The 25,335-nt window shown below is 49.8% G+C and carries 21 protein-coding genes; 5 read left to right on the forward strand and 16 right to left on the reverse strand.

All coding sequences use genetic code 11. The features are described from left to right. Positions 1 to 4: 4 nt before the first annotated feature. Positions 5 to 301: a hypothetical protein gene (locus BW974_RS24970; RefSeq protein WP_139328959.1), complete on the reverse strand. Its 297-nt coding sequence runs from the start codon at positions 299 to 301 to the stop codon at positions 5 to 7. A 469-nt stretch (positions 302 to 770) separates the two neighbouring features. On the opposite strand from BW974_RS24970, the gene BW974_RS20625 reads away from it, so the two are divergent. The 3 genes from BW974_RS20625 (at position 771) to BW974_RS20635 (ending at position 5,852) form a co-directional block, all read left to right on the forward strand. After that, positions 771 to 3,737 carry a hypothetical protein gene (locus BW974_RS20625; protein WP_139328960.1) on the forward strand — a complete coding sequence of 989 codons (2,967 nt, stop codon included), beginning with the start codon at positions 771 to 773 and terminating at the stop codon, positions 3,735 to 3,737. Between the two features lie 287 nt (positions 3,738 to 4,024). Continuing rightward, positions 4,025 to 4,612 carry a homocitrate synthase/isopropylmalate synthase family protein gene (locus tag BW974_RS20630; RefSeq protein WP_217694386.1) on the forward strand — a complete coding sequence of 196 codons (588 nt, stop codon included), beginning with the start codon at positions 4,025 to 4,027 and terminating at the stop codon, positions 4,610 to 4,612. Positions 4,613 to 4,775: 163 nt separating this feature from the next. Continuing rightward, positions 4,776 to 5,852: a LeuA family protein gene (locus BW974_RS20635; protein WP_076432535.1), complete on the forward strand. Its 1,077-nt coding sequence runs from the start codon at positions 4,776 to 4,778 to the stop codon at positions 5,850 to 5,852. Here BW974_RS20635 and BW974_RS20640 read toward each other — a convergent pair. From BW974_RS20640 to BW974_RS20670, 7 genes are all read right to left on the reverse strand, one after another. Next, entirely contained in the window at positions 5,845 to 7,032 is a 1,188-nt protein-coding gene (locus BW974_RS20640) for a CaiB/BaiF CoA transferase family protein (RefSeq protein ID WP_217694376.1), read from the reverse strand. The two genes, BW974_RS20635 and BW974_RS20640, sit on opposite strands and share 8 nt — an antisense overlap. Next, positions 7,029 to 8,171, reverse strand: a complete 1,143-nt coding sequence (locus BW974_RS20645; protein ID WP_076432539.1) for an ABC transporter ATP-binding protein — start codon at positions 8,169 to 8,171, stop codon at positions 7,029 to 7,031. Before BW974_RS20645 ends, BW974_RS20640 begins: the two co-directional genes overlap by 4 nt. 1 nt (position 8,172) lies before the next feature. Next, the gene (locus BW974_RS20650; RefSeq protein ID WP_076432541.1) at positions 8,173 to 9,045 is read right to left on the reverse strand and encodes a carbohydrate ABC transporter permease; all 873 of its coding nucleotides are present in this window, start codon (positions 9,043 to 9,045) and stop codon (positions 8,173 to 8,175) included. Continuing rightward, entirely contained in the window at positions 9,045 to 9,956 is a 912-nt protein-coding gene (locus tag BW974_RS20655) for a carbohydrate ABC transporter permease (protein ID WP_076432543.1), read from the reverse strand. The genes BW974_RS20650 and BW974_RS20655 overlap by 1 nt, the downstream gene beginning before the upstream one ends. Further along, positions 9,956 to 11,272 (reverse strand): ABC transporter substrate-binding protein, encoded by a 1,317-nt coding sequence (locus BW974_RS20660; protein ID WP_084186418.1) that lies wholly within the window; start codon positions 11,270 to 11,272, stop codon positions 9,956 to 9,958. Before BW974_RS20660 ends, BW974_RS20655 begins: the two co-directional genes overlap by 1 nt. Before the next feature lie 56 nt (positions 11,273 to 11,328). Beyond that, the gene (locus tag BW974_RS20665) at positions 11,329 to 11,949 is read right to left on the reverse strand and encodes a helix-turn-helix domain-containing protein (protein ID WP_217694379.1); all 621 of its coding nucleotides are present in this window, start codon (positions 11,947 to 11,949) and stop codon (positions 11,329 to 11,331) included. Between the two features lie 1,123 nt (positions 11,950 to 13,072). Continuing rightward, complete coding sequence (locus BW974_RS20670) at positions 13,073 to 14,251, reverse strand: GIY-YIG nuclease family protein (RefSeq protein ID WP_217694380.1); 1,179 nt, start codon at positions 14,249 to 14,251, stop codon at positions 13,073 to 13,075. Positions 14,252 to 15,151: 900 nt separating this feature from the next. On the opposite strand from BW974_RS20670, the gene BW974_RS20675 reads away from it, so the two are divergent. Continuing rightward, entirely contained in the window at positions 15,152 to 16,195 is a 1,044-nt protein-coding gene (locus BW974_RS20675; RefSeq protein WP_076432547.1) for a hypothetical protein, read from the forward strand. A 12-nt stretch (positions 16,196 to 16,207) separates the two neighbouring features. On the opposite strand, the gene BW974_RS20680 is transcribed toward BW974_RS20675, so the two are convergent. Together BW974_RS20680 and BW974_RS20685 are read right to left on the reverse strand one after the other, a co-directional pair. Beyond that, a complete protein-coding gene (locus BW974_RS20680) occupies positions 16,208 to 17,419 on the reverse strand; it encodes an ABC transporter ATP-binding protein (protein WP_076432549.1) in 1,212 nt (403 codons plus the stop codon). Positions 17,420 to 17,529: 110 nt separating this feature from the next. Beyond that, positions 17,530 to 18,546: a family 10 glycosylhydrolase gene (locus BW974_RS20685; protein WP_175609758.1), complete on the reverse strand. Its 1,017-nt coding sequence runs from the start codon at positions 18,544 to 18,546 to the stop codon at positions 17,530 to 17,532. A gap of 359 nt (positions 18,547 to 18,905) precedes the next feature. On the opposite strand from BW974_RS20685, the gene BW974_RS20690 reads away from it, so the two are divergent. Continuing rightward, a complete protein-coding gene (locus BW974_RS20690; protein WP_076432553.1) occupies positions 18,906 to 19,139 on the forward strand; it encodes an ArsR/SmtB family transcription factor in 234 nt (77 codons plus the stop codon). Positions 19,140 to 19,243: 104 nt separating this feature from the next. Here the strand turns inward: BW974_RS20690 and BW974_RS20695 are convergent, their stop codons facing one another. The 6 genes from BW974_RS20695 to BW974_RS20720 all read right to left on the reverse strand — a co-directional run bounded on the left by BW974_RS20695 (position 19,244) and on the right by BW974_RS20720 (position 25,181). After that, positions 19,244 to 19,873 (reverse strand): hypothetical protein, encoded by a 630-nt coding sequence (locus tag BW974_RS20695; protein ID WP_076432555.1) that lies wholly within the window; start codon positions 19,871 to 19,873, stop codon positions 19,244 to 19,246. Between the two features lie 32 nt (positions 19,874 to 19,905). Further along, positions 19,906 to 20,781 (reverse strand): carbohydrate ABC transporter permease, encoded by an 876-nt coding sequence (locus BW974_RS20700; RefSeq protein WP_084186420.1) that lies wholly within the window; start codon positions 20,779 to 20,781, stop codon positions 19,906 to 19,908. After that, positions 20,781 to 21,761, reverse strand: coding sequence for a carbohydrate ABC transporter permease (locus BW974_RS20705; protein WP_084186421.1), 981 nt, complete (start codon positions 21,759 to 21,761; stop codon positions 20,781 to 20,783). Before BW974_RS20705 ends, BW974_RS20700 begins: the two co-directional genes overlap by 1 nt. Positions 21,762 to 21,778: 17 nt before the next feature. Further along, positions 21,779 to 23,071 carry an extracellular solute-binding protein gene (locus tag BW974_RS20710; protein WP_175609759.1) on the reverse strand — a complete coding sequence of 431 codons (1,293 nt, stop codon included), beginning with the start codon at positions 23,069 to 23,071 and terminating at the stop codon, positions 21,779 to 21,781. A gap of 269 nt (positions 23,072 to 23,340) precedes the next feature. Continuing rightward, a complete protein-coding gene (locus BW974_RS20715) occupies positions 23,341 to 24,123 on the reverse strand; it encodes a sugar phosphate isomerase/epimerase family protein (RefSeq protein WP_076432559.1) in 783 nt (260 codons plus the stop codon). After that, positions 24,120 to 25,181: a Gfo/Idh/MocA family protein gene (locus BW974_RS20720; protein ID WP_139328961.1), complete on the reverse strand. Its 1,062-nt coding sequence runs from the start codon at positions 25,179 to 25,181 to the stop codon at positions 24,120 to 24,122. The genes BW974_RS20715 and BW974_RS20720 overlap by 4 nt, the downstream gene beginning before the upstream one ends. Positions 25,182 to 25,335: the final 154 nt, after the last annotated feature.

Consider the following 25,335-nt stretch of genomic DNA (forward strand, 5'->3'; position numbering starts at 1 on the left):
CGGGCTACTCGGTCTTTTCAACGTTCCCGCAGTTCCGGCAGCGCTTCATCCCGCCGTGGACGTCGCCGTAGTTGTGTTTGATGCCCGTGATGCACAGCACGTCCTGGAGGAGTCCCATACCAGACAAGTACCGCGGCCGCCGGATTACGGTTTTCCGTTCTGCTTGTGGAGCCACTACCCATTGAGCGGTCACGGCAGGAAACTCGGACTCACGCATCGTCGTCAGAATATCGCCGTCAGTCGTTTCCTCTGTAAATTGACCACTCGTATCGCGTTCTCTCTCGCCTGTCATCGTAGCCATCAGTTCACAACACATGGTGGGCGTCGAAACCCCGTCGAGTGATGGTCGCTCGATGCCTTCCCACCGGGGAAAGCGACGAGTGTGAGTATCGGCGAGTCTGAGAGGGATTATGATGATAGTGAGAGCGAATTGCTCGAGCTCGTCAGTTCGCTCGTCTTTCTCGATTACTTCTGTTTCCAATTTGGTTTAATGTGGAAGTGAGCAAGCTTGGCGCTATTGGGTGACTCTCATTTCCGTTTCACAGTTTGAAATATTTCTATAGTTGGAATTATTCCGACCAATAAGTATAATTTGTCTTGGTTCTTATTTGACTATCTATATATAGGATTTGACGTACATAGAGACCAACATCATGACTACAACACCAGATAGAAACACACCGTTTGACAGTCAATCAACAGCTTGCGACACTTTTCCAGTCGACAGACGAACGCTCTTGAAAACTCTCGGGTTAAGTGTCACAACAAGCGTGGCAGGATGCAATGAAATACTTCATCCGACAGGTGGGGCCAATGATGAGCACGTCCCATTCGATATCTGGAAAGAAGTTCAGATAGCACTTCGGACAAGCCCGGATCATTTGCCCGCTCGCGCAAACCACTTGGTCACTAAGGGTGATCCCGAAGCACTCTTTCAGTTTGTGCGCGACGAAATTGTCACCTATCCGGACATGGTTGACCGGCTTAGCTACTCCGGAGATCAAATTCGGTGGGGCGTTCGTGGAACACTCCGTGGTGGAGCTGGGACACCTCGTGAAAAAGCCGAACTGTTAGCGACTTTGTATCGCCGTGCCGGCTGGGAAGCTGACATTCTAACCGGTGACGGACTACCAGACTCCGACCAGGTCAAGCGCCTGTTATGCCGGCCCGTTGACCGGCGCTTTGCCCCGGATATTGACAACGCACAGATCGGAGAATGGCAAGATCGGCTGAAACAACCCAAAAAAGAAAGTTCTGCTATCGAAGCGATCGATAAAAATGGTGATGAGAGCAAGCACCTCGGCAAACGACTCTATGAACAACTCCCAGACGAGGATCTATCACCGCAAGAATTTGACTGGGACAGTGGAAATTTGCCAATCGTACGTGTCGTCATTGACGGAACGGAACACTACGCCGATCTGTTTGCACTTAACGCAGCATTCGGCGAAACTCGTGAGTCAATCGAACGGCTAGACGAGGCTCCTGAAGCGTCCGAGACGCTGCCAGTTGAGGTCACGCTCTCGGCCGCGACAGCTGATGATCCCGAGGAACCAGTTGATCTCGTTTCAGGTTCGTGGAGTGCCGATGAACTCGTTGGCCGCCAACTGCTTGTCCAGACCCTCCCAGGAATCGATCCGTTTGACCAACCGACTGTTACCTTCCAGGACGTCCAAACTTTCATCCCCGCATTAACGGTGCAGGGGATGGATCTCAATCAAGAGAAGATGGCTGGTCTCTCAGTGATGGGTGACGCAGTGACTCGCGCTGGCGATCAGCTTCACATCGAGGAGGACGGCACAGTACTCCGTAATGGTGAGCCATTCGTTGCGCCTGATGGAGGAACCGGGGCGACTGCCGTCTCTGAACTCAGGGTGAGTGCTGATAGCGGACGATTCCCCGAAATTCAGCTTAATGTGCATGCACTCGATGATGCAGGCGATCCAGTGGAAGGACTTCCTGCAATGGCGTTCGAAGTCGAAGACGGGAAAGACCCAGTTGGTGTCGCGGTGACGGCGAACGAACAGGCTCCACGCGTGCTGATTCTCTCTGATACTTCAATCAGTATGCCAAGCGAGTACCGTAATGAGGGCATGGAAGCACTTGTAAAGACGCTCCGTGACAAAGTTGTTAGCGAGTATCCAAACGCAAAGGTCAAACAACAATATACCAGCTCAGATATTTGGACGTCACTCGGTAATAGTGCTGGCACTGACGCGAATCTTATCGTATACGCTACTGACGGTCATGTGAACGACGAACTCACTCCGGAAATCGAAACAGCACTCCGACAGGGACCACCTGCGGTAATGTTGAGTGTTACTGATGACCTCAAAGACGAAAATCTCCAGCAGATGGCGTCCCTCACCGACGGAACGCTGATTGCTGCGAGCGATCAGACCAACGCGAAAGACGCCATCATGGATTATCTTGAGACACTGGTCACTGACCTCCCGACCTACGTGTTAACCTATGGCTCTCCTGCACCCGAAGACGCATCGGGCAAGCGCCAGGTCTCCGTAGGTATCACTGATAGTAGGGCCAATGGAAGGGGTAGCTATCTGATTCCTGATTCCCCTGCACTCCCTCCCCATTTCGCTGGGCTCTATCTCACAGTAACTATCGGCAAACAGGAGGTCACACGAACCCTCGCCGGTTATGATCCTGTTCGACATAAAAATCAACCAGCCACACAGAAAATGGTTGACGAGGTCGCAGGCGCACTATTCGGAAACCATATGCTCGCATTCGAAGCCGCTGCACCATCATTTTCGGTCTGGTTCGACGACTTTCTCAGTGCAAAGCTCTCTGTGGCAGAGCTCGACAAAGTACTGCAGGACGGCGACAACAAAGCAGTACAACAGCAAAAGAGTGTAGGAATCGCGGCCCTGCCGCCAGAACTGTTCCAACTCGTGGCACCACTTCCAGACGCGGTCACTGATCAATCGCTCACCTTCCAAGATGGCCCTCGTGTGGTGTTACATCAACAGCGACCGGTCTTTGGCGCAGATCACATTGTTCGCCACGCCGATCTGTTACCCTTCTCGGGATTTGCCACAGCTGCCGACGATCCATCGGAGGCATTCCGTCTTACTCTTGAGCAGACTGCTCGATTAGCCATCGTTGAGAGCGCACTCTTTGAAACTAGTACGCGCTCGATGTTAGCAGGAGCCAGCCTCGGAGAGATTGGAGAGATAGACCGGGAGAAGTGGGATGATGAGAATTGGGACAAATGGGATCGGCTCCTTGATCCGTATTCTGGATCTGACTACCAGTTGTTACCTGAAAATGGGGCGTTCGACTCCGTCTTCGGCGCGTTCTGGAATATTGATCAAAATACAGGTGAACTAATGGGTATTCTTGGGGATGGGAGTGGTGGCGGGACGGCAAAAGATGGTATCCGCAAGCAAATCAAGGCAATCGATCGAGTCGTTAGCATGTTGAATATTCTCGTGATAGGTTCTGGGGCAGCGGGGATCGTCACAGGACCTGGTGCGCTCGCTCTGGGGATTGTCGCAGCATATGGCCAGACGCTCGCCCGTCTCTATGGTGCTGCTGCACTTGCAATTGCCATTATGGACGCTTCCAAGGTCAACAAGCAAGTCGATGCAGCACTAGCATTACTAGTTTGCAATGTCGCGAAGAAAATTACTTACGCTCTAACCGGGGCATGGGTCATAGCGATGGCCGAAAACCTCCTCGGTCTCGGTGCTGGAAATCCACTCTCTTGCACATAGTGATGAGTCCAGCCTCTAAAACATCAGGATGTTAAATAGTTAAACACACATATACCTAACATGGGATTCCCTTCCACGTTCTGCATAAGTGGTGTCACAGCAGAAAAGTCCATCTCTCCAATCGCATCCCGTTTGACATGTTCCGACAGGTTGAGATTAGTCCTGGTTCGGAAGCAACAGTCAGATGGAATAGTAGTTGATTCAGATCAGTAATTTATTTGTTGTCATCTCCAGGTTCTTGATTGAATAGTTCTACCAGGTATGTTGCCTACGTCATACCAGTGTACATGCGGTGCGATTCTCAAGTTCAAACAGAATCTTACGAGGGAACAAGGTGTGTTTATCCGACGTGGAAGTGTAAAAACTGTGGAACGCCAGTTCCTGAACAAATATACGAAGTTGGCGTTAGGAAGGCAGATGCTAGTGGTGCCTCACTCAATGGACGAGCCAGCAATTCAGCTTTCAAAGAAATTATCGTCAGTGGAATCGTCGAACATAATACGTCGTTTGATGTTGCCGAGGACAAATTGATTCCAACGTGTCGGTCGGTTCTTGATATTCTCGAAGAATCGAATGCTCCTGCCCCGCGAAAAGCAATTCTCGGTTCGGAAGTAACAGAACACGAATCAGGAATACACACAGCGGTCATGCTTCAAGAACCAAGCGTTTTCGAACCATTTGACCCTCATGTATTCGGAGGTCGTCGAGAATTACTGTTTGGCAAGGGTACCGGTGCCTCGGGTCCCTCAACGCTGTTACCTCGTGCTAGTATTGAACCGACGAAGCAACGAATTAAACGCTTTCTTGAGCTCTTCGCGGATGAAGGTCTGATGAATGAAGATGAGGCGCTTGTGCTTGCACAATCGATCATGTGAGCGCTATAGTTTTATTTTTAGTTAAATACAGGCGCTAAGCCCCTTTTGCAGTGATATATGACGAGTGAGGTTCTTCCCCGTCATTTTCTAAACTTATAATGAAATTTTCATTGGAATATCTGTTTCTCGGAAAGTCTATACGGTCTCTCCGACATCATATTGTATGGAACTGTTAGACCTTACACTACGTGAGGGTGAGCAACGATCCGGATATACGTACACCACCGAGCAAAAAATAGCTGTAGCAGAAAATCTTTCAGAATTAGGTGTAGAATATATCCAGCTTGGGTTTCCAGTTGTTGACTCCCAGACAAAGGAAGTCTGTACTGATCTTGATATTACGGCAAAAACGACTGGTATTGCGCGTGCAATTCAAAGTGATATCGATGCAGCAGCAGATGCAGGAGTTGATGTTATTGACCTATTCGCCCCGACGAGCGATTTGCAGCGTACTCATATTCTTGGAGTCGGTAAAGAAGAACTACTCTCACGTATCGAAGCCTCCCTTGATTACGCTCACGAGACTGGACGTGAGGTTCATTTCTCCGCAATGGACGGATTTCGAACAGAAATCGATTTCCTAAATGAAATTATCGAGCGTGTGAACGCAGATTACATTACAATTGCCGATACCGTAGGATCCCAAACTCCTAAAATGGTCGAACAAACGCTCACTGGTCTGACTACTGACTTGTCTGAGGTTGGGGTTCACTTTCATGATGACTTAGGCTTAGCAACAGCAAATGCACTTACAGCAAGTGATTGTGGTGTGGGTAAAATCGATGTGTCTGTTGCCGGCGTTGGAGAACGAGCAGGAAACACAGCACTTGAGGAGTACGTTATTGCCCAGTCTCGAGAAAGTGATCCTACCAAGCTTGGCGTCAACAAGAGTCAATTAATTTCTGCACTCGAATCAATTCTTGATATCCTTGATGAGGATATCGCACCACAGAAACCGATTTTAGGCAAGGGAGTATTCGAACATGAATCTGGCCTCCATACAGCTGCGATGCTAGATACTCCAGCAACATTCGAACCATTTGACCCTGCTGATTTTGGAGGACAACGGCACCTGCTATTCGGGCCATCAACGGGAACAGGGGCAGCGAAGAAATTACTAGAACGAGCAAATCGGGATCCAACTGACAATCGAATTGAACTCCTTCTTACCGAACTCGACAGTCAAAATGAAGATCTTCAACTCGAAGAGGCTGTTGCCCTCGCAAAGGATATCAGATAATCTGATCCGACGCCAGTTGTTCGATTGTTTCTGCTGAATATCCGAACTTGGTGAGAATCGCGATCGTATTTTCTCCTAACTGTGGAGGATCTCGATTTTTTCCCTGCTGAAATCCAGTGCTTTGTGCTGGAAATCGAGGTACTTGAATCGCTTTTTCGTTCCCTTCTACAGTGTTTATTTCTGTGAGTGCATCAGTCATGTTTAGATGAGGATCGTCGACAACCTCTTGGAGGTTCTGCACCGGCGCCACCGGGACGTTCACATCACGAAGTCGAGAAACAAGCTCCTCTCGATCGAACTGTTGAAATTCGGCCTGAAGTAATGTTACTAGCTCATCGTCATTTTGCCGTCGAGCCTCGATTGTAGCGAATCGGTCATCATCATCAAATGGAAGGTCAAATTCCGTGCAGAGCCATTTCCACTGACGTTCTGACGACGGTCCCACGAAAACCCATTCCTCGTCCTGGGTTTGGAAAACATCATATGGCGACCAATTTGGGTGCCCTGCACCGAGAGAATCCGGGATATCGTCATAGGCTTGTGTATATGCTAACCAATAACCCATCAGCGCAACCGTACTTTCGAACAGGGGAACCGTGATATGCTGTCCCGAGGCTGTTGTATCTCGCTGTAGAAGTGCGCCAAGGATAGAGATTACGCCATACAGCGATGCAGCCATGTCAGCAATACTTGTTCCGGCACGGACGGGTGGTTGTCCAGGATTACCTGTCATACTCATTAGGCCACTCATCGCCTCTGCAACCGGGTCAAGTGCTGGATAGTCCTCGTACGGTCCTGGATTAAAACCCTTAATGGAACAATAGATAAGCTGTTCATTGTGCTCTTTCAAATCAGTATATCCGATGTTAAGTCGATCAGTCGTGCCCGGCCCGAAATTTTCAACAATAACGTCTGCTTGCTTAACGAGATCAATAAATACGGCATGCCCGCGATCGGCCTTTAGATTCAGCGTTAGACTCTTTTTATCACGGTTGACGTAGTTGAACGAGCTATTTCCAGTTGGGCTTGAGTCACGAACAGCATCTCCCCCATTTGGATTCTCGATTTTGATCACCTCTGCACCGAGATCGGCGAGTGTGAGCGTACAGAAGGGGCCTGCAACGATATGGCCCAGCTCAAGCACGGTAATATCAGACAGTGGCAACTTTTCGGTTGTCATTGTTCTGACCCCCATTGTGCTTGTGACTGGTTTTCAGTAAGTTCCTCACCGAACAACCGCGTTGCTCCGTCCGCATCGAAGAAATATAGATGATCCTGGTCGAATGATGCTGTAATCGACTCCCCAGGTGAGAGATCATCGGCGGCATCAGAAACAATATCTAATCGTGTATCATCGAGTGTACGAGCATGAACTACAGACTCCGTTCCAAGAGGCTCAACGACCTCAACTGTCGCCTCAACTGAGTGGTCACCAGTTCCAAGCGAGAGATACTGTGGTCTAATACCGATTTTGATATCGTCACCAGTAGACGAGGATAGATCCTGGTTTGGTAATGGGATTTCTAATCCATGACCTGTGACCGTGGGTACCCCATCGATGATTTCTATCCGGCATTCAAGAACGTTCGTCGACGGTGTCCCAATAAATCGAGCAACGTATTCTGACTTCGGATAATCGAACAGGGTTTTCGGTGGATCGAACTGCTCAAGAGAACCCTCATTAAGCAAGACAACGTTATCACTCATTGTCATCGCTTCCGTTTGATCGTGTGTGACATAGACAACAGTCGTATCGAGTTCTTGGTGAAGTCGCTGAACTTCGACTCGCAACTCTGCTTTTAGTTTAGCATCGAGATCACTCATTGGCTCGTCTAAGAGAAGCACGTCGGGGTTCTGAACGAAGGCGCTTCCGAGGGCGACACGCTGCTGTTGACCACCAGAGAGCTCAGCTGGTTTTTTGTCAAGCTGATCTGTGATTTGCAGCGTCCGGGCGGCCTCTTTGATTGACTCGTTGCGCTTGGCTTGTGAAACCCCTGCGATCTTTAATCCGTAGCCAATGTTTTCACGAACACTCATGTGTGGATAAAGTGCGATACTTTGGAAAACCATTGCAATATTTCGCTCCTGTGGCCTGAGATTGGTCACCTCCTCCTCACCAAAGTGGATTTGCCCACTTGTTGGCGTCTCTAACCCTGCAAGCATTCGAAGTGTCGTCGTCTTCCCACAGCCGGAGGGCCCAACGATAGTCGTAAAGGACCCTGCCGGGATGTCGAGGGATAGGTTGTCGATTGCTTCGAACTCTTTGCCGCCAGATTTGAACACTTTGCGTACCTCTGTAAGGTGGATTGATTTTGCCATATTACTCAAGACCTCCAACGCTGAATCCCTGGAGCAGGTAATTTTGAAGGAACAATGCAATTAGGAAGGGTGGAATGCACATCAGAAACGAGACGGCCATCGTCTCGCTCCAACCGACAGATACCCGATCAAGGAACAAGCTCGCACCGACCGTAATCGTGTACATATTGTCGCTACTCATCACGACTCGAGCCATCGTGAAGTCATTCCACGCGACTGCGAACGAAAAAATCGCAGCTGAAATGTAGCCTGGCCGAGCCACCGGCAAGACAACATCTCGAACCGTGCGCCACCGACTCGCTCCGCGAACCCATGCCGACTCTTCGAGCGAAATTGGAATTGTCTGGAAGTACTGCCACATTAACCAAATCGCAAAGGGCGTTGAAATCGCCGTCAACGAGAGTGTGAGCGCAAAATAGCTATTCAACAGCCCAGCCGTATAGAAAAGCACGTACAACGGGATGGCGAGTACGATCGGGCTGAACATATACGAGAAAAGAACCGCACGTGCAGTGAGGCTCTTACCCCGGAAATCAAACCGAGTAAGCCCATACCCGGCCATGACAGCAATACTTGTCGAGAGAACCATTGAACTTCCAGTGACGATGATACTGTTGGTCATGTATCGAACCGTCTTTGTCGTAGTTAGCAACTCGTTGAAATTCTGGAATGTCAGCGTCTGTGGGATCAAATTCACTTGTCCTCCAGAGAATACCACCTCAGGCGGTTGGAACGATAACAAGAGCATGATGTAGACCGGAATCGTGACGAAGATAGAAACGAGAATCGCTGTAGTATAGACTCCAACTCGTTTGATTTGTTGCTGTCTCTTCTGAGAAACAATGCTTCCTGCACCTTTTGAGCTGGTAGCCATTAGGCACCCACCTCCTCACTTGGATTGAACACCCGAAAGTACACGGTTGCGACAACCGCGAGGAGGAAAAACATTATTCCAGCCAATGCTGTTGCAGCACCGAAGTTTACCTCGTTGAAGGCGAGCTGGTAAACCCGGATTGGGAGGGTTGTTGTTGCTTTTAGTGGCCCTCCGTTTGTTGAGAGGAAAATAATGTCGAATTTGTTGAACATCCATATCCCTCGGACGAGGAGTATGATAAGAATCGCACCTTTCAGATGCGGGAACGTGATATCACGGAATGCTTGCCACGTAGTGGCACCTTCAACCCGCGCTCGTTCATACAAATCGGGATCAATTGCCTGAAGACGGGCGAGAAGAATGAAAAAAGAGAACGAGCCAAATTTCCAGACACTCGTTACGACGACTCCTGCCATCGCCCACTTGAGAGACGAGAAAAACCCAATAGGCTGTGCAATGAGCCCAGCATCGACAAGAACCTGATTGAGGATTCCAACATTCGGATCAAGGATGAATTTCCATAGGAAGATCACCACTAATGTTGGGAGCAAATATGGGAATATCATCATCGTTCGTAGTATACTTCGACCTTTTATTCGCTGATTTACGACAAGTGCGAGCCCAAGCCCGACCAAGAGACTAAGAATTGTCGTGGAAAGGGCGTAGACAACGCTATTCCAAAGAAATGTCCAAAAGCCAGGACTCGATAATAATTCAGTATAGTTGGCGAGCCCAACAAACACAGCCTCCTGTGTGGGATTGGAGAAGAGACTCATATTAAGTGCATAAAGTATCGGAAGCACCCACACAACTGTGAAAAATATCACAAGTGGTAGAAAGCAGACTAACAGTAAGAACCGACGTCCGCCGAAAAACCGCCGAGAGTGGGCAGTTCGTGTTTCCATACTCATTAATTCTTCAACCCCTGTAGCTGCTTTGCGACCCAATCCACTGTCTGTTCAGGAGATTTTCCACCAACAAGAAGTTGGTCAGCCGATTGTCCGAGCAACTGTTGACCGTATGCATCAGCCGCAACGATATTTGGTGCCCCATCTTTTCCAGTTGCCAAGATCGTCGAGAACGAGTCCCAATTCTCTTTTACGAGTTTCATCACTGCTGGGTGGTTCTGAATCGTTTCATTGTTCTTGACCGCTTTGCTGTCGAGTCCTTTCCGTGTGGGAGGGAACTGAAACAGTGGTGCCGAAAGGACGAAATCCATGAATTTATCCGATCTTGAGAAAAAGTCGGCAAAGGCCTTTGCGCCCTCGGTTGCCTTTCCATCGTTCCGAACGACGTGCCCTTCCATATACGCCCACCACTTGCTCTGCTTTGTGCCCTGTGGATGTGGGTACGGTGATGGAGACAATTTTTCGACTAAGTCTGGGCGATTCTCAGCAATGGTTAAAATCGGTAGCCCGCCGACGCTTGCTATTGCTGCTGCATTTTCCTGCTGAAGCGCCTCAATTGCATCTCCCCATTCCCATCCGCTACCATTGGGGGAGTATTGGCTCATCGTTTTCAGCCACTGGTAGGTTTCGACTGCCTTCTGCCGATTAGCACCGTCGGCGATGGTAACTTGGATGTTATCGGATGGACCGTTATAGATATCTACATCATTTTGCCACAGATATTGTGTGATTTGCGTGTCTGCGTTGTTCGTCTGTCCAGATTGAATAACAAACCCTTTGATATTATTTGATTGGGAGACCTGTTTCGCCTCCGTTTCCCACTTAGACCAGGATTCTGGGTTCGAACTATAGAGATCGTTCCGATACCAGAACATCAGGGGCTCGACCATTGTCGGTGCGAAGTATGATTCCCCATCCACATTGACTGGGTCCGGGAGTTCACTATCTTGGACAACATTCGAAATCGCTGCCAAATCACCATCTCTTTGATATCGGTACGCATCGGCAGAAGTATCAAAAATAAGATCCGGTGGATTGCCAGCGGCCACCATTTTTTGTAATTGTTGATCTGTTGATGTCCCTTTTGATGTGTACGTAACGTTCACTTTGTAGTCATGATTCTTCTCGAATTCGCCAATGATTTCGTTAATGATTTGTTTCGAATCGCCGCGGTCGCTAAGATAGGAAATCGTTTTTCCTTTCCCATCACTATCGTTGTTATTTCCTGAAAGGATGCTTGAACATCCTGCTAGCCCAACAGCAGTTCCAGCGGTGGTCACTCGGAGAAACCCTCGTCTACCTATGTCACGAGTTGCCATGTCCTAAACTAACATATGTGAAGAGAGTCTACTTTGTCCCTACACACGTAGGGGCATTAAATACTATTATCGAGTATAAACTTACGTTCCGCTGGAGCGGTAGCAGATTGAGTCTTCTTTTCAAGTGCATCGATTAATAACTTTTTTTCTGCTTTCCGGAGATGCTCGAGGAATGTGGGATGCGCAATATCTAGCTTCGAAGCTAAATCTTGTGCTTCGATTTTTCGAGGCCAATCATAATATCCAGACACCAAAGCAAGTTCGATGACTTCTGCTTGTCTAGAAGAAAGTAGTCGTGATTGAGGTTCAAATGGGGATAATTTACCAAGACTTACTGAGCCAATTTCAGAGAGTTCCGCAATTATCCTTTTCAAGTCTTCACGTCGGAATACGACGATATCAAAAATCCGCTGACTACCGTTGACTTTATCCATCCCATCTAGCATCCCGTGGTTCTGACGGATGATTGGAAGCGCTCCACACGATTTTTTCGTTACAAGTAACCGGCTTTCATCAAGCGATTCGACCGATTTTACTTGCTCTGATGCTATCAATTTTCCTTTAAGTGATGTTTGTTCCTCACCCGCTTCAATTACGAAAGTGATAAAATAGTCATCCCGAACTTCTTCTTGTGTAACATTAAATGGTTGATCACTTAGTGATGTGATTTCGCTCAATATACAGTCCTTTTGTAAATCGAAATAAATCTTAGCCCGGAACATGTTCTGTGTCCCTCATCGTTATGTGCTCCAGCAAAATAGCCCTATCTTTTAAATTTCTGAACTATAGTTATTCAGCCGATAGAATGTAGATCACTGAATTACTGACATTCTCTCTTTTTCTTTGTTGAATTCGAAAAAAGCATGTCTTCATTGATTCCACTGTATGCCATCTAACAACCGCGAACATTCCTTATCGGTGCTAGTACAATTGTTGCTGGCGCAGGTGGCAACTGGATATCAATGCCGTTTGAAATATATGTACTTTCACCGACCGTCGTTAGACGGAAGTCAGACATACCTCAATAAAACTCGAAAATGAATATATTATTCAACCCAGTATAGTAATTATGCCTCGAAGTAACCCAACAAACTCGATCGGACAACCGATCTGTGGATACATTGATCACGTATCCGATGAACCATGCCAATGTGTCGTTCCCTCTCCTGGGAGAGTATGTCCACAACACAGAACGAAACGAGAGAATAATTGGTGATTTCCGACTCCTCCCGGAGATTTCGAACGTGGAGTTCGGTCGCCGTATTCCACACATATACACTGTTTCTCATTACCGTACAGGCGGTTCGGAGTGTCCCACTCCTACCAGATGGACACTCAGCCACCACGTCCGGTGCACGCTGTTTGTCGCGTTTGAACACCGGACGCATTGCAGTGAGTGTCTTACTACTGATTTCGACCGCCAAAGGAGTAAGGCTATGCCGTACAGTGAAAGTAACCAAAGACGGCGGGTAAGCCCCCTCCCTACTCGCTCGCGGTGCTCGCTCCTTGAGGAAGGGGGCTTACCCGCCTGCATTTCAGCTAAAGAAGGTTCTTGAACGGTTTTTCTGAGAGCCTTCTTCGTCTGAACGTGTATTCTATAGTTGGTCATCGTGTACTGATATCACTCATCTTGAATAGAAATCTCGGTGACTTTTTCCCATCGTTAAAACAGTTGATTGAATCAGCTTCTGGCTGCCAGTAGTTTGATCGCACTGACTGGACTAGCTGGCAGTATGCCACGACATTCGAACATAATTCGTTGCACCACCGAACATTGGACCGATACTTCGAATCCGCGAATCACTCATCCTCGACCCCTCTAGTTTTCACGGGCGCATCATCAGGCGTCCCACTCTTGTTCAACAACGTTTCTGGATATACGTCGTAGGCAAGCCCGATCAACAACGGTTCGACTTCAGCAAGTGTCGCTGGCACCCCATACGGACCATCGTTATCCTGACTCCAAGCATACACCCACAAATACGTCTGCTCTTTTAGCGTCCGACTCCCCGGCTCAAACAATGCATCCGCCCAGTGGGCCTTTCGCTCGTCCTCACCACGGAGTGCCATCGAGAGTTCACCACTGTGCCAGTAATTCCCGTCACCCCATCGTGCAAAACTTCGTGTCGCGTTTCGATTCTTCGAGATCTCGACGAAGTTCGAACTCAACTCGCGCTGTTTTCCGTACGCTTCCGCTTTGCCGATATACCGTGGAATCACATCGACTGGATCAACATCTTCGACTGGCGCATCGAGTTGGTACATCATGTACAGCAGACCCTCACAGCCATCCTCACGGACACCACCCGAATCGACGCAGTGTAATCCTGCTCGACGAATCTGCTCATCAATCGCTGCAGAGCGCTTCAGACTGCCGTCCTCCGTCAACTGCACCTCCAACCCATCCTCAGCGAAGATTGGAATCGGATCCGGACTCACATCTTCCTGTATGTCCGCGATGATCGTCCCACCGACCCACTGGTACCAACGATCGGCTTTCGAATCCGCTGCCTGAGGGGGTCTCTGTTCATTACTTGGCTGTGAGTCACCTACCGATTCACTATCCACTGCGACCCAGTCCGGACCGACTTGCCCGATCTCATAGAGGATACGATTCGGGACGAACTCCCGATTCGCACTCATCCGTTCGTACTGCGATTGTGCGTAAACGAGACCGACGAGTTTCGCTTCCAACTCCTGTCGATACGTTGGATAGCCGTATGGACCCGCATTCAGTTCGTCTACATCGATAATCCAGACGTATAGCGGCTGTTCGGTGTGTTCCTGAATCAGTGCAATGTGATCGTATTTCGAAAAACTCCCCCAATCTCCATCGTCTTCCCACGTCGACGTCGGCAGCGCAGCTCGAATCTTTCGCGAGTGATTACCGATTCGCGTACTGATGTTATTGGACTCGCCGATGTAAACCGGGGCGATCGCAGTCGCATCCTCAGCTGGTTTATCGAGGAGATAGAGCAAATAGAGATAGTCACCGTCGTTCTTCCCCCATTTGTATTTCCTTAGTGCCTAGCTGGTCTCAAGTTTGCCATCCATCGTCTCGAAGAAGGGAACTGGATCCGGTGTGTCACTTTCCCGGATATTATGGAGTACCGTCTCCGCGATCCAGTATTGCCATATGGTACTCTTATTGATCATCTAGGTACTGATATAAACAAGGTGTTGACAGGATTTATAGACACTTATCCAAACATGGTACGGTTATTAAGTGAGTATTTATCTATTTTCAGCAAGACTTTCACAGAGATCTCATTAACGGGTAGTTCATCGAATCACTATTTACTGCCCACCCCCTTCTGAAGGAGTCGTTGAGCGAGCAGGAATAGAAACCCCGACTTTCCTTGAAAAAGTAATGCTATATCGGAATACTGTATATGTATACAATATACATTTATCACATCCCTCGTGGTAAAATCTCGGTTTCAAATATATTCTACTCTAGCCCAATTTGATGAGTAAGTGTTTACCACCTTCAACGAAGGCTGGACCGTGATGGATGATACCTCACAAGAAGACACTGATCGCCGAGGAGAGGAGACACCAACAAGTTCCCGACGCGGATTTCTGGGTGCAATGGGGATCGGAAGTACCGCATTCTGGCCGTCATTTAACCAGGGCGATGATGACCCAGCTTCACACTACAACCGAAGGCATAGGCCATGGGCACCACGTGATCACGACCACAGCGGACAGAATGGATCGACGAGTCATCTGGGCAAATCATCTCCAGTACGATCGATCACGGTCAACGAACTCGAAGTAGCTCAACAGTCGAATATCGTGATCGTATCCGCGCTCCCAGTAGTATCTGGGAGTGGCACGCGCACTGATCCGTATGTCTCCCCCTCCCAAACCGGCGGCATGCAGGAGGCATTCGAACGACTAGATGCGATCGGAGGCGGTGTCATCTACTATCCGAGTGGCTACTATGGGAGCGGCACGTCTGCGTGGAAAATCGACCTTGCTGAATACGATAATTTGCGAAACAACTGGGCGATCTACGGTGATGGACTCGAATCGTCACGAATCCAATGTGGAACAGAGAGTGGAAACGGAATTCAGATCCACGATTCAGCTGGGACAGCGATGTTCTACACCGAAATAGTTGGAGTTCGATTCGAAGGCGATTGTGGTGACTTCACCTTCGTCTGGGGGTCAGATGATTTGGCTGATGCGTACAACAGCTGCTGGTCACGGTTCTCGACGTCGAACAGTAACCCAGATGGGACCGGTGCCTGCCAACTGAATTTCATCCTGAACTCCTACCATTATGGTGTTCACAATGCGGCAGGCGGCATCGGTGTAGAGATGCGCCGCGTTCAATTCTCTGGTATCGAAGGGAGTTTCAGTTCCGGCGAAAACGCTGATGACACCGCCCTCCGAGTTCGAGAGTATTCGTTTGCGAACCACTTCCGCTATCTGAATATCGAAGCAACCCACCACGGGATCCATATCGCCGACTCACGGGCGATCTACAACATCTTCCAAAACGCCTACTTCGCAAACGTGCGCGGAACAGCCGTTATCCAAGACATCGACGAGAATGGACCCCGATTCCCTGCATCAGCCGAACAGGGAACGTACTTCCACAACCCGTTCGTCGCGGGAGCAGTCGAGAACATCGTCGAGCATACCGGTGGTACACTCTACGTGGATGGATCGTCGAGAAAGTGGCCGTCTGCAACCCAACAAACCTTCGAAGGTGATCGATACGGCGGGAACTATCGCGATGCATCGTCTTTTGAATTCGAACCCCGATCTACCCCACCTGAACACCAACTCGGTCGTATCGCACTCGCTGATGGTCAGTCGTGGGATCCTGACGCCGATGGTTATCCGGAGCTTGTAATCTCGAACGGTACCGAATGGATCGAACTGACTGATCTCTCATCATCAGCCTCGTAGAAAACGACTATCTTATGCCTGCGAATCTGCTGATTGTGTCGCTTCTACGGTTATTTCGTGATCAGAACCAATGTGGAAGGCATCCTCACCGAGTCCTGCAGATTTGAGTGTAGTGCCATCGTCCGCAAAGAGATGGAGGTTCGATTCTTCGAAGAAGTAGGCTATTTGCTCTCCTTCCGTGAGATTCAGATCTTCATCCACGCGGGCAGTCCACGAATTTTGACCGACAAGAAGATAGAGGAAATCGTCACTCCCCATCGGCTCAACCACGTCAAGCATCGCGGTTTGCATATGATTGTTCGTCCCCTCGTCGTCTGCCACCGAGATATCTTCTGGTCGCACACCCACAGTCAACCTCTGACCAATCGTCAAATCACATCCCTGGACGATCGATTCGTCGATCGGGTACGCAAATGTGGGATCATCATCGTCGTCTGTTAGGACATACTGGCCGTCTGTCTCGCTAAGTCGAACAGCGAGGAAGTTCATCGATGGTTCGCCGAGGAACCCGGCGACGAACTGATTTACGGGATGATGGTAGACGTAATCCGGTGTTCCGATCTGCTGTAGCTCTCCGTTATTCATCACCGCAATACGATCGGACATCGTCATCGCCTCGGTCTGGTCGTGCGTGACATATATCGTCGTCACACCGAGTTTCCGATGGAGACGTTGAATCTCGGTTCGCATTTGGGCACGAAGTTTTGCGTCGAGATTCGATAGTGGTTCGTCCATCAAGAACACTTCCGGATCACGAACGATCGCACGTCCAAGGGCAATTCGTTGTTTCTGCCCACCGGATACTTGGGCTGGCTTTTTATCGAGAATACCTTCGATGTCCATGATCGTTGCTGCCTCGTGGACGCGAGAGGTGCGTTCCTCTTCCGAGAGGTCAGTGGTCATCTTCAGCCCGAAGCTCATGTTTTCCGCAGCCGTCATATGCGGATAGAGCGCAAAGTCTTGGAACACCATCGCCATATCCCGCTGTTGTGGCGAATTGTCCGTAATGTTAGTTTCGTCGAGTCTGATCGAACCAGACGTTGGTGTTTCAAGGCCCGCAATGCAGCGAAGCGTCGTTGACTTTCCACAGCCACTCGGGCCAAGCAAAACCAGGAACTCTCCCTCTTCGACGGTGATATCCAGGTTATCGACCGCGATGACTTCGTTGACACTATCCGCTGTTGTGAACGACTTGACTAATCGATCGATCCGAAGTATACCCATGATTAATTCTGTAATCTGTGAACGAGTACCAAAACGATTGGCCTCAAGATGGGGTGGTAACCAACATTTTTGGAAATAACCAAACAACCGTAGCGATTGACTAATTCGGCTTACCGAGTGCTCGCTGGGCCATATTCTCGATCGAAATAATCGATTTCATCAAACATCTTCGTCGCAGTGTCCCACTGGTCTGGCGTCAATCGACCGATGTTCGCCCCATCGGAGAAAAGCGAAACTCCGCAAGCGCCGCCATGTAGCGCGAGTTGAATCGCACTGACGAGTTCGTCGTCCTCCAACCGATTGAAGGGCCGTTCGCCTCGCCCGGTACGAATCGATGGTGTAATCGGCGTGTTCGTCTGTTGGCGAAGCGAGCGGACGACTTCACGGATCCATACCGGATGCATATCGAGGTCGATATGTGCTGTCCGCGGAGTAAGCATATCAGCGTATTCCGCAATATCACGTTGGTCAATGCCGAGAATTCTCCGGCTGTCGTTGATAGCAGTGTCAAGGTTGGAAAACGTCTCTAATTCGATATTGATGAGAAAATCCGGTCGGTCGTGGAACGGGTCACTGAGCTTTCTGAGGAGTGAATCGATCTGTTTGCACCGTCGATCAATCCACGCTGGGGATTGATCCGACACGCCCTGAGTCTCATCTTTATCTTGGCATTTCTCACAGTAGCAGGACAGATAGCTGGACTCTCCATTGACGATTGGCTGGAATTCGAAATGAGTGAACTGGATTCCATCGACCTCGTAGTCAGCGATCTCGTTGGTAATTGCTTGCAGGTGCTCCGAGACGATGTCGTGATTCGGGCACGCCCAGTGCATGTGCTCAGCCGAGACATTCGGATATCTGATCTCCGTTCCTTCCTTTGCTACCTGAACCGTTTCAGGGTACTGCTCGAGAAGGTACTTGTCGCAAAGGACGAAGATCGTCGGAACGATGTTGATGTCGTGTACCGCTGCTGCGTCGGCGAGCTCCCCGAGTAAATCACGACCAGGAACCTGGTTTGGTGCGACCTCAGAATCATAGAATACCCGACCGTCACTCTCCTTCGTAACAACGAAAATCGTATTCACACCGTTATTGGCGAGCCGTTTCAGTTCGACGTCGGGTTGCATCGTCGCCCACGGATAGAGGGTTACTGCACGTAGTAACTGAGCGTTCCACCATGGATCGACTGTGTTCCCTTTAGACATCGCAATATTCCATTCAAACACATACTGAAGTTTAACTCTGTGGCTCGTATCGACCGAAATATTCCATCTTTAGAACCATACGAATATGTTTGGCTATTATCGAACATCACCCCTAATTTCAATATATCCCGACTGAGACTCATTCACATGGCACGAGCTGGCCATCACTCACTATGAACAATTCACGCTTCACTCGGCAAGTCCCTAATGCACGGTCTCACCCTCGCCCCCAACGGACACTTGAGCCCGAGGAGTCCGAAATCCTCTCCGTTGCGACAGCGATGGGTTCCGAGACACGGTGGGAAATAATCAGAGCACTATCAACAGAGACACGAACGATTCACGAACTTACCGAACTCGTCGACTTATCGAAGGGGACGGTTTCGGTTCATGTAAAGCAACTCGAAGAGGCCGGACTCGCCGCATCACGGTTCAATGTGAGCGACAACGGTGGCGTCGAGAAAGAAATTTCACTCGCGGTTGACGAAATTACCGTCGATTTGCGTGATATCTAAGCCACCGTTTTGCTCAGGTTTCAAATCCCACCAAGTCTCCCATATACGTGAGAAACTCATCGAGAGGACGGAGAGCGTGAGCAGGAGGTTCGTCGCAGGTTTCGTTACTCTGGCTCCACTCTCGCCGAGAGATAGCGCGTCGCAAGGATCAGAATGGTCGCGATCATGCCTGGCCCGAGAAGCACAAAGCCAACTACGGTAAATCCAAACAAGACACCAACAGAGAGGCAGAAAGCTACTAATCCGATAGTTGGTATCAATCGCATGAATACGAGTTCTACCGATTGTCGAGCTGTCTTGCGAGCAGAACGGTTACCATCAACCAAGAGCGGATAATAATACAGCAACAACACCGAGAGAACGATCAGTATATCGACCGACAAAAAGGCGAGCAGACCGTATGCAAGCTCACCGGTTCGCAGAAACTGAAGCCACGAAAGGCCAGCGATGTCGATGAAAATCAACGTCGGAACGAGTGGAAGTTGACTCCGCCAGAAATACCTTCGGAATACAGACAACGCAGTGCGCAGTCTGAACCGATCTCCACGAAGTATGTTTCCAGCGGCGGCGACAGCGGTGGCGGTCGCTGGACCGAGGAGAACGATGGTTGGTGCTAGAAAACACCAGCAAACGCTTACGATGACGATGACCGGTAGCGATCGATACGCCGCAGCGACGGCTTCTTTCGAGAGGCCGATAAAGTTGACCCGATTTCGATGAGTGTCGACAACCATTGCTTTGGAACCTGTGTTGGATGATCGAACAACTATACCTTGAGTCCGGACATGGTGACTCCCTTGATGAAGTACCGCCGCAACAGTAGAAACAGCAGTATCGTTGGGAGTGCGAGGAGTGTTGCACCGGCCATCAACGGGCCCATGCTGTTACCATAGAGGCCCGTCTTGGCGAACAGGGTGATACTCACCGGCAGCGTGTACATGCTTTCGTTTTTGATCACGATGAGATCCCAGAGCATCTGGTTCCAGCGGTTCATAAAGGTGAAAATCGCGACCGTCGCGATAGCGGGCATCGAATTCGGCAATACGATACGAAAGACGATATCGAGTTCGCTACACCCGTCCATCCGTGCGGCGTCGATGAGGCTGTCGGGGAACTGTTTGAAGAATTGGGTCAATAGGAAAATGCCGAACGAACTAATCGCGAAGGGGGCGATCATCGCCTGATACGTGTTGACCCATCCGAGTTCGACGATAATGACGAATTGAGGAATCAACAGCAGGATTCCGGGAATCATCATTGTCGCGAGGATGAAGTTGTAGGTTACACCACGTCCATACCAGTCCAGCTTCGCGAGGGAGTAGGCGACGATGCACGACGTGATAACCACCGAGACGACTACAGCGCCGGTGACGATGATGCTATTGATCAACTGACGTACAATCGGGACGTTTTCGAGAAGGAATCGGTAGTTTTCCAGCGTGAATGTCGACGGGATTACCTGTAACGAGTAGATTTCACTTGCTGGTTTGAACGACATTGAAACCATCAGTGCGAACGGAAATACGGGGAGAATCACACCGATCGTCAATGCTACGTATACGAGCACCTTCTTGCCCGAAATCTCGGACAGTCGTTCCTGACCGTCGGCGAACACACCGGAATCGTCGGTTTCGATGCTCATTACATCGACACCTCCTGATCGACATAGTTACGTTCGACGTAGCTGATGACGAAGATCATCGCCGCGAGTACGACGCCGATCGTACTCGCATAGCCCATCTCGAGATACGAGAAGGCATTTCGGTAGATGACGAGAACGAACGTTTTGGTTGCGCCGTTCGGCCCACCACTCGTCATGATGAACGGCTCGGTGAAAATCTGGAATGCAGTAATCGTCGAGAGGATCACAACGACTAGAATACTCGGATTCAACAGCGGGAGAGTAATGTAGCGGAACTGTTGCCACTCGCTGGCCCCATCGAGCGATGCCGATTCATAGATTGTTTCCGGGAGTGATTGTAGATTCGCAAGAAAGATGATCGCGTAGTAGCCGATGAACTTCCAGGACACCATCATCGCAATGGCTGGCATTGCCCATGTGGTACTGCCCAGAAAGTTGATCTCCGTTCCCGCAATAGCGAGAATCTGATTGATGTATCCGTCGGGCGCGTAAATCCACTTGAAGACGACGGCTACGACGACGCCGCTTGTAACATATGGGACGAAATATCCCGCCATATAGAGTGCCCGTCCGCGGACGATCCGATCCAGTAGCACCGCTACGCCGAGAGCAAGCACTATCTGTGTCGGAACGTTCACGACGAAGAAGTACAACGTGTTTCCGAGAAGCTGCCAGAAGAGGTCGCTCGTCAGTAATTGCACGTACTGGTCGATCCCGACGAACACCGTCTCGGGGCTGATAATGGACCATTTGTGAAAACTCAAGTAAAGTGCGAACAGGAATGGGAAGATCAGAAATACCGACGCCCAAAGAAACCACGGTACGATAAGAGCCCATCCCATCAAGTTGTCGTCGTGATCCCCGAGGCGTTTGGTTGCAGTTCCGAGAAGGGGCAAATGTGCTATCCGTTGGCGAAGTCCACTTTTCGTGGCCGATGTGTCCGCTTTCCGTGCTCCTGGTTCGGTTGTCGCGTCTGGCATAGATGTTGAACCCGTTTCTATCCGTTGAGTGCTTGATTGATACCGTTCTCAGCGTCGTCGAGGCCTTTCTGAGGCGGTTTCTTTCCTAATGCAACTGGCACGAAACACTGTTCGCCAAACACGTTCATGATCTTCGTATAATCCGGCGTGTATGCCGGTGGGTGTGACGTTTCGAGTGCTTGTGCGTACGGTTTGACATCGGGGTTTTTGTCGAAGAAGCCGCTTGCGGAACTGACGAGATCCTTTCGAAGCGGCAGTTGGAGCGTCTTTTTCAGGAATTTCGTATCCCATTTCGACTGCTGCTCGAAACGGACGAACTTCCAAGCTTGGTTTGGCTGTGTGGCCGAGGCAAAAATCGTGGTGTTCTTCGGATCTGCGTACGTGTGACTGTTCTGTGAGACTCCGTCTGGAACTGGGGGATTCATGTGGGACATCGAGACGTCCTTGTTGACGCCTTTGAAGTACGGGATAACCCACGGCCCACCAGTGTTGATAATCGCTTCGTTGTGTGGGAATTTTGGCTTCTCGCTCCCTTGTGTCGGGGCGAGATCAGCGCTATAGAGGTCCTGGAAGAACTGGAGTATGGTCTTTGCCGTTTTGTTATTAAATGCTGGTTTGACATTGTCTCCTTTCTGAGTGAACATCGATTTCTTCCCCTCTGATGCGGCAAGATACAATGGGAGAAAGTCGAACCAACGCTCGTACCACGTCGGTTTCGGAGCTCGATCCCACAATACCTTCGCACCACCATCACCGACAATCTTCTTCCCAGCCTTAAGCAGTCCAGACAGCGTCGTCGGATACTCATCCGGGTTTTTATACCCTGCTTTCTTGAGGACGGTATCATTGTACTGGAACAACACCGGATTCGCCTTCCAGGGTGCCTGATAGAGCCCACCGTCTGGCGCTTCATAGCGTTTCAAAATAGTCTTACCACACCGGTCAGTCAGGGAACTCTTGGCCCCCTCGATTTCGTACAAATTCTTTGCGGCGCCATTTTCCTGGAGCTGCGCCGCGAACCCAGGGAAAACGTTTGCGAACACGTCGGGTTCAGTATTCGAGGCAAGTGCCGACAGGACCACTTGCTCGGAGCTGTCCCCTTCCGGAACCGGTCGCACCTTTAGCTTCGAATCGTGTGATTTGAGGAACGCTTTCTTTGCGTTGTTGTGAAACGCCAGTTCCTGTTTGTTCGGCGATGACCAAAATTCGGTTTTCCCATTGTTTTTCCCATTCGATCCACCACCCAATCCACCCGTACAACCAGCGAGGGTGAGCATTGCTGCCGTGCTTGTACCGGCTGTAGCTTTCACGAATTGTCGACGGGGAAGTGTATTGTGCCTCGTCATGTGTTTGCTTCACAACTGTGCAATCAATTGTGATGTATAAACCTCGCTCCCGAGTTTGATTTGCATCAAACGAATTTGAGAAATATCGATAGTTCATCGCCAGCAACCGATGTATGCGCACTGAAAGATAGCTAAGCTGACCGACAAGAAATGATGAGCTCTCAAGTATTAATACTGATTCTCGGAAAATGAGGCGCGCATACTGCTCGCTGTTGAGAGGGTAGAGTGTATCGCTACAGACACCCGCGAAGATACTCTATTGCCTGCGGAACCGCCTCGAAGTCATCGTCTTCGCCTTCGTATTCGAGCGTCACAAAGTCGTCATAGCCGCGCTCAGACAGCGCTGTCAGTGATTCATCGTAGTAGGGATAGTTTGGCTCGGATCCGTCCTCGGCAAGATCATCATACGCCGCGTGGACATGATCCGCTAAGTGCAACGTTCGATCGATCGATGGTTTCCCATCGATGTAGTTTGCCAGGTCTAGAACGAGACCGAGGTCGCCGTTAACGAGGCTTCGGATGTGGAAGATGTCGTCTGCCGTCCGAATGAGGCCATCATGGTTATGATTTTCAACGGCGAGCGTCGTCTCAACGGTCTCACCATAGTCGATACATTCCTGCAAACTCGTCGCCACATCTGTCCACACCTGTGGATCATCGTGTTCGCGGTCATGGAGCCCCGGGAATCCGGTAAATGCTCGAAGCACTGGTGCACCGAGTTGATCGCCGTGGTCCAACCACGTTTTGACCACCTCGACGTCTTCACGTCGCTCTTCAGGTGCTCCCTTGGCGAAGTCGTTGTAAAAGACGGATAAACACGCGATCTCCAGATCGTACTCTGAAAGAAGATCCGAAACCTCCCCGATCGTCTCTTCATCGTCTCCTGGAAGATGTCCATCGAGCAGTTCGACGCCCGAAATTTCGAGTTCCGAACTGCAAATTTCGAAGAACTCCTCGAGAGACATCTCGTCTTCGAGTTCGTCGTGGTAAGAATACGAACTGCAAGCAAGCTTCATTTGTCCGCCTCCGTTTCGAGCGGGAAGTGAACGCGTTGCCCGGATTCCGACGATTGATAGATGGCCATAACGACTTCGAGTGCACGTTTTCCGTCTCGACCAGTTACGGTCGGTTTGATGTCGGTTCTGACAGATCGGATAAAGTGTTCGACCGGACCGCCGTACTTCGATTGTTCCGGAATCGGAACGTCGACGGTTCCACAATTGCTACCCAATTCGAGCCGAAGAGAAGGCGCGACTTTGTCGACGTAAATAACGCCTTCTTCACCGACGATCTGCATCTCGATAGATTCGGGATCCGTTCGCCACGCTGTCTCAAAAGTCCCCAGTACACCATCTTCGAACCGAAGAGCAGCAACAGCCGTATCCTCAACGTCTGCATCCATCGATAAGGTGTCGCTATATCCTGATAGAGACGAAACCGAACCGAATAGATGGTTGATGAGGTCAGCATTGTGGACGCCAATATCGATGAGCGCACCACCACCGGATGTATCGGCATCCGTAAACCACGTCGACCGCGGTGACCATCCCTCCGGACCAGGATGACTAAACCGACTTCGCACTGACAGCACATTGCCGATTATCCCCTTCTCGAGTACCTCTTTGGTCTTCTCATACACCGGGTTGAAACGTTCGGTCTGGTCGATCATCAGGAATGCTTCACTGGCATCCGCCGCGTCGATCATCGCATCGGCTTCAGCTAAGGATGTGCTGATCGGCTTCTCACAGAGAACGTGGATATCGTGTTTGAGAGCGGTACAGACGACTTCTTTGTGAAGATGATTCGGAAGACACACACTGACAGCATCGACACTGCCTGATTCGATCATCTCGGTATAATCCGTGTAGTATGAATCGATCTCGAATTCCTCCGCGACCATCGCAGCTTTCTTTTCCTCGACATCGCACACGGCTACGAGGTCGACCAATTCGCTCGTTCGATATGCGGGTATGTGAAGCCGCTGAGCGATTGCTCCGGTACCGATAACTGCTGCTCGTAGATTCTCGGTCTCAAGACCCTCCATTTCGGAGGAAATCATAATCTCTTGGCTCATATTCACGCGACTGTCGTTCGACACTCCCAATTAATGTCTTCCTCAAATTTGATTAGAACGATCGATATTTGGAAACCATCGAATATCTATGTATTTCATTGATCTATATACTCCTCAAAATACAGACACTGACTGGTGGCTCCGGGGAAGAGGA

It is taken from the genome of Haladaptatus litoreus (assembly GCF_900156425.1).
GTDB lineage: Archaea > Halobacteriota > Halobacteria > Halobacteriales > Haladaptataceae > Haladaptatus > Haladaptatus litoreus.

Excerpts from the sequence above, each read along its gene's own strand:
- BW974_RS20650 (WP_076432541.1), bottom strand. The coding sequence starts at position 9,045 with ATGGCTACCAGCTCAAAAGGTGCAGGAAGCATTGTTTCTCAGAAGAGA.
- BW974_RS20635 (WP_076432535.1), top strand. The coding sequence starts at position 4,776 with ATGGAACTGTTAGACCTTACACTACGTGAGGGTGAGCAACGATCCGGA.
- BW974_RS20645 (WP_076432539.1), bottom strand. The coding sequence starts at position 8,171 with ATGGCAAAATCAATCCACCTTACAGAGGTACGCAAAGTGTTCAAATCT.
- BW974_RS20660 (WP_084186418.1), bottom strand. The coding sequence starts at position 11,272 with ATGGCAACTCGTGACATAGGTAGACGAGGGTTTCTCCGAGTGACCACC.
- BW974_RS20720 (WP_139328961.1), bottom strand. The coding sequence starts at position 25,181 with ATGAGCCAAGAGATTATGATTTCCTCCGAAATGGAGGGTCTTGAGACC.
- BW974_RS20655 (WP_076432543.1), bottom strand. The coding sequence starts at position 9,956 with ATGAGTATGGAAACACGAACTGCCCACTCTCGGCGGTTTTTCGGCGGA.
- BW974_RS20685 (WP_175609758.1), bottom strand. The coding sequence starts at position 18,546 with ATGCAACCCGACGTCGAACTGAAACGGCTCGCCAATAACGGTGTGAAT.
- BW974_RS20695 (WP_076432555.1), bottom strand. The coding sequence starts at position 19,873 with ATGGTTGTCGACACTCATCGAAATCGGGTCAACTTTATCGGCCTCTCG.
- BW974_RS20675 (WP_076432547.1), top strand. The coding sequence starts at position 15,152 with ATGCAGGAGGCATTCGAACGACTAGATGCGATCGGAGGCGGTGTCATC.
- BW974_RS20715 (WP_076432559.1), bottom strand. The coding sequence starts at position 24,123 with ATGAAGCTTGCTTGCAGTTCGTATTCTTACCACGACGAACTCGAAGAC.
- BW974_RS20630 (WP_217694386.1), top strand. The coding sequence starts at position 4,025 with ATGCGGTGCGATTCTCAAGTTCAAACAGAATCTTACGAGGGAACAAGG.
- BW974_RS20705 (WP_084186421.1), bottom strand. The coding sequence starts at position 21,761 with ATGCCAGACGCGACAACCGAACCAGGAGCACGGAAAGCGGACACATCG.
- BW974_RS20680 (WP_076432549.1), bottom strand. The coding sequence starts at position 17,419 with ATGGGTATACTTCGGATCGATCGATTAGTCAAGTCGTTCACAACAGCG.
- BW974_RS20700 (WP_084186420.1), bottom strand. The coding sequence starts at position 20,781 with ATGAGCATCGAAACCGACGATTCCGGTGTGTTCGCCGACGGTCAGGAA.
- BW974_RS20640 (WP_217694376.1), bottom strand. The coding sequence starts at position 7,032 with ATGACAACCGAAAAGTTGCCACTGTCTGATATTACCGTGCTTGAGCTG.
- BW974_RS24970 (WP_139328959.1), bottom strand. The coding sequence starts at position 301 with ATGGCTACGATGACAGGCGAGAGAGAACGCGATACGAGTGGTCAATTT.
- BW974_RS20690 (WP_076432553.1), top strand. The coding sequence starts at position 18,906 with ATGGGTTCCGAGACACGGTGGGAAATAATCAGAGCACTATCAACAGAG.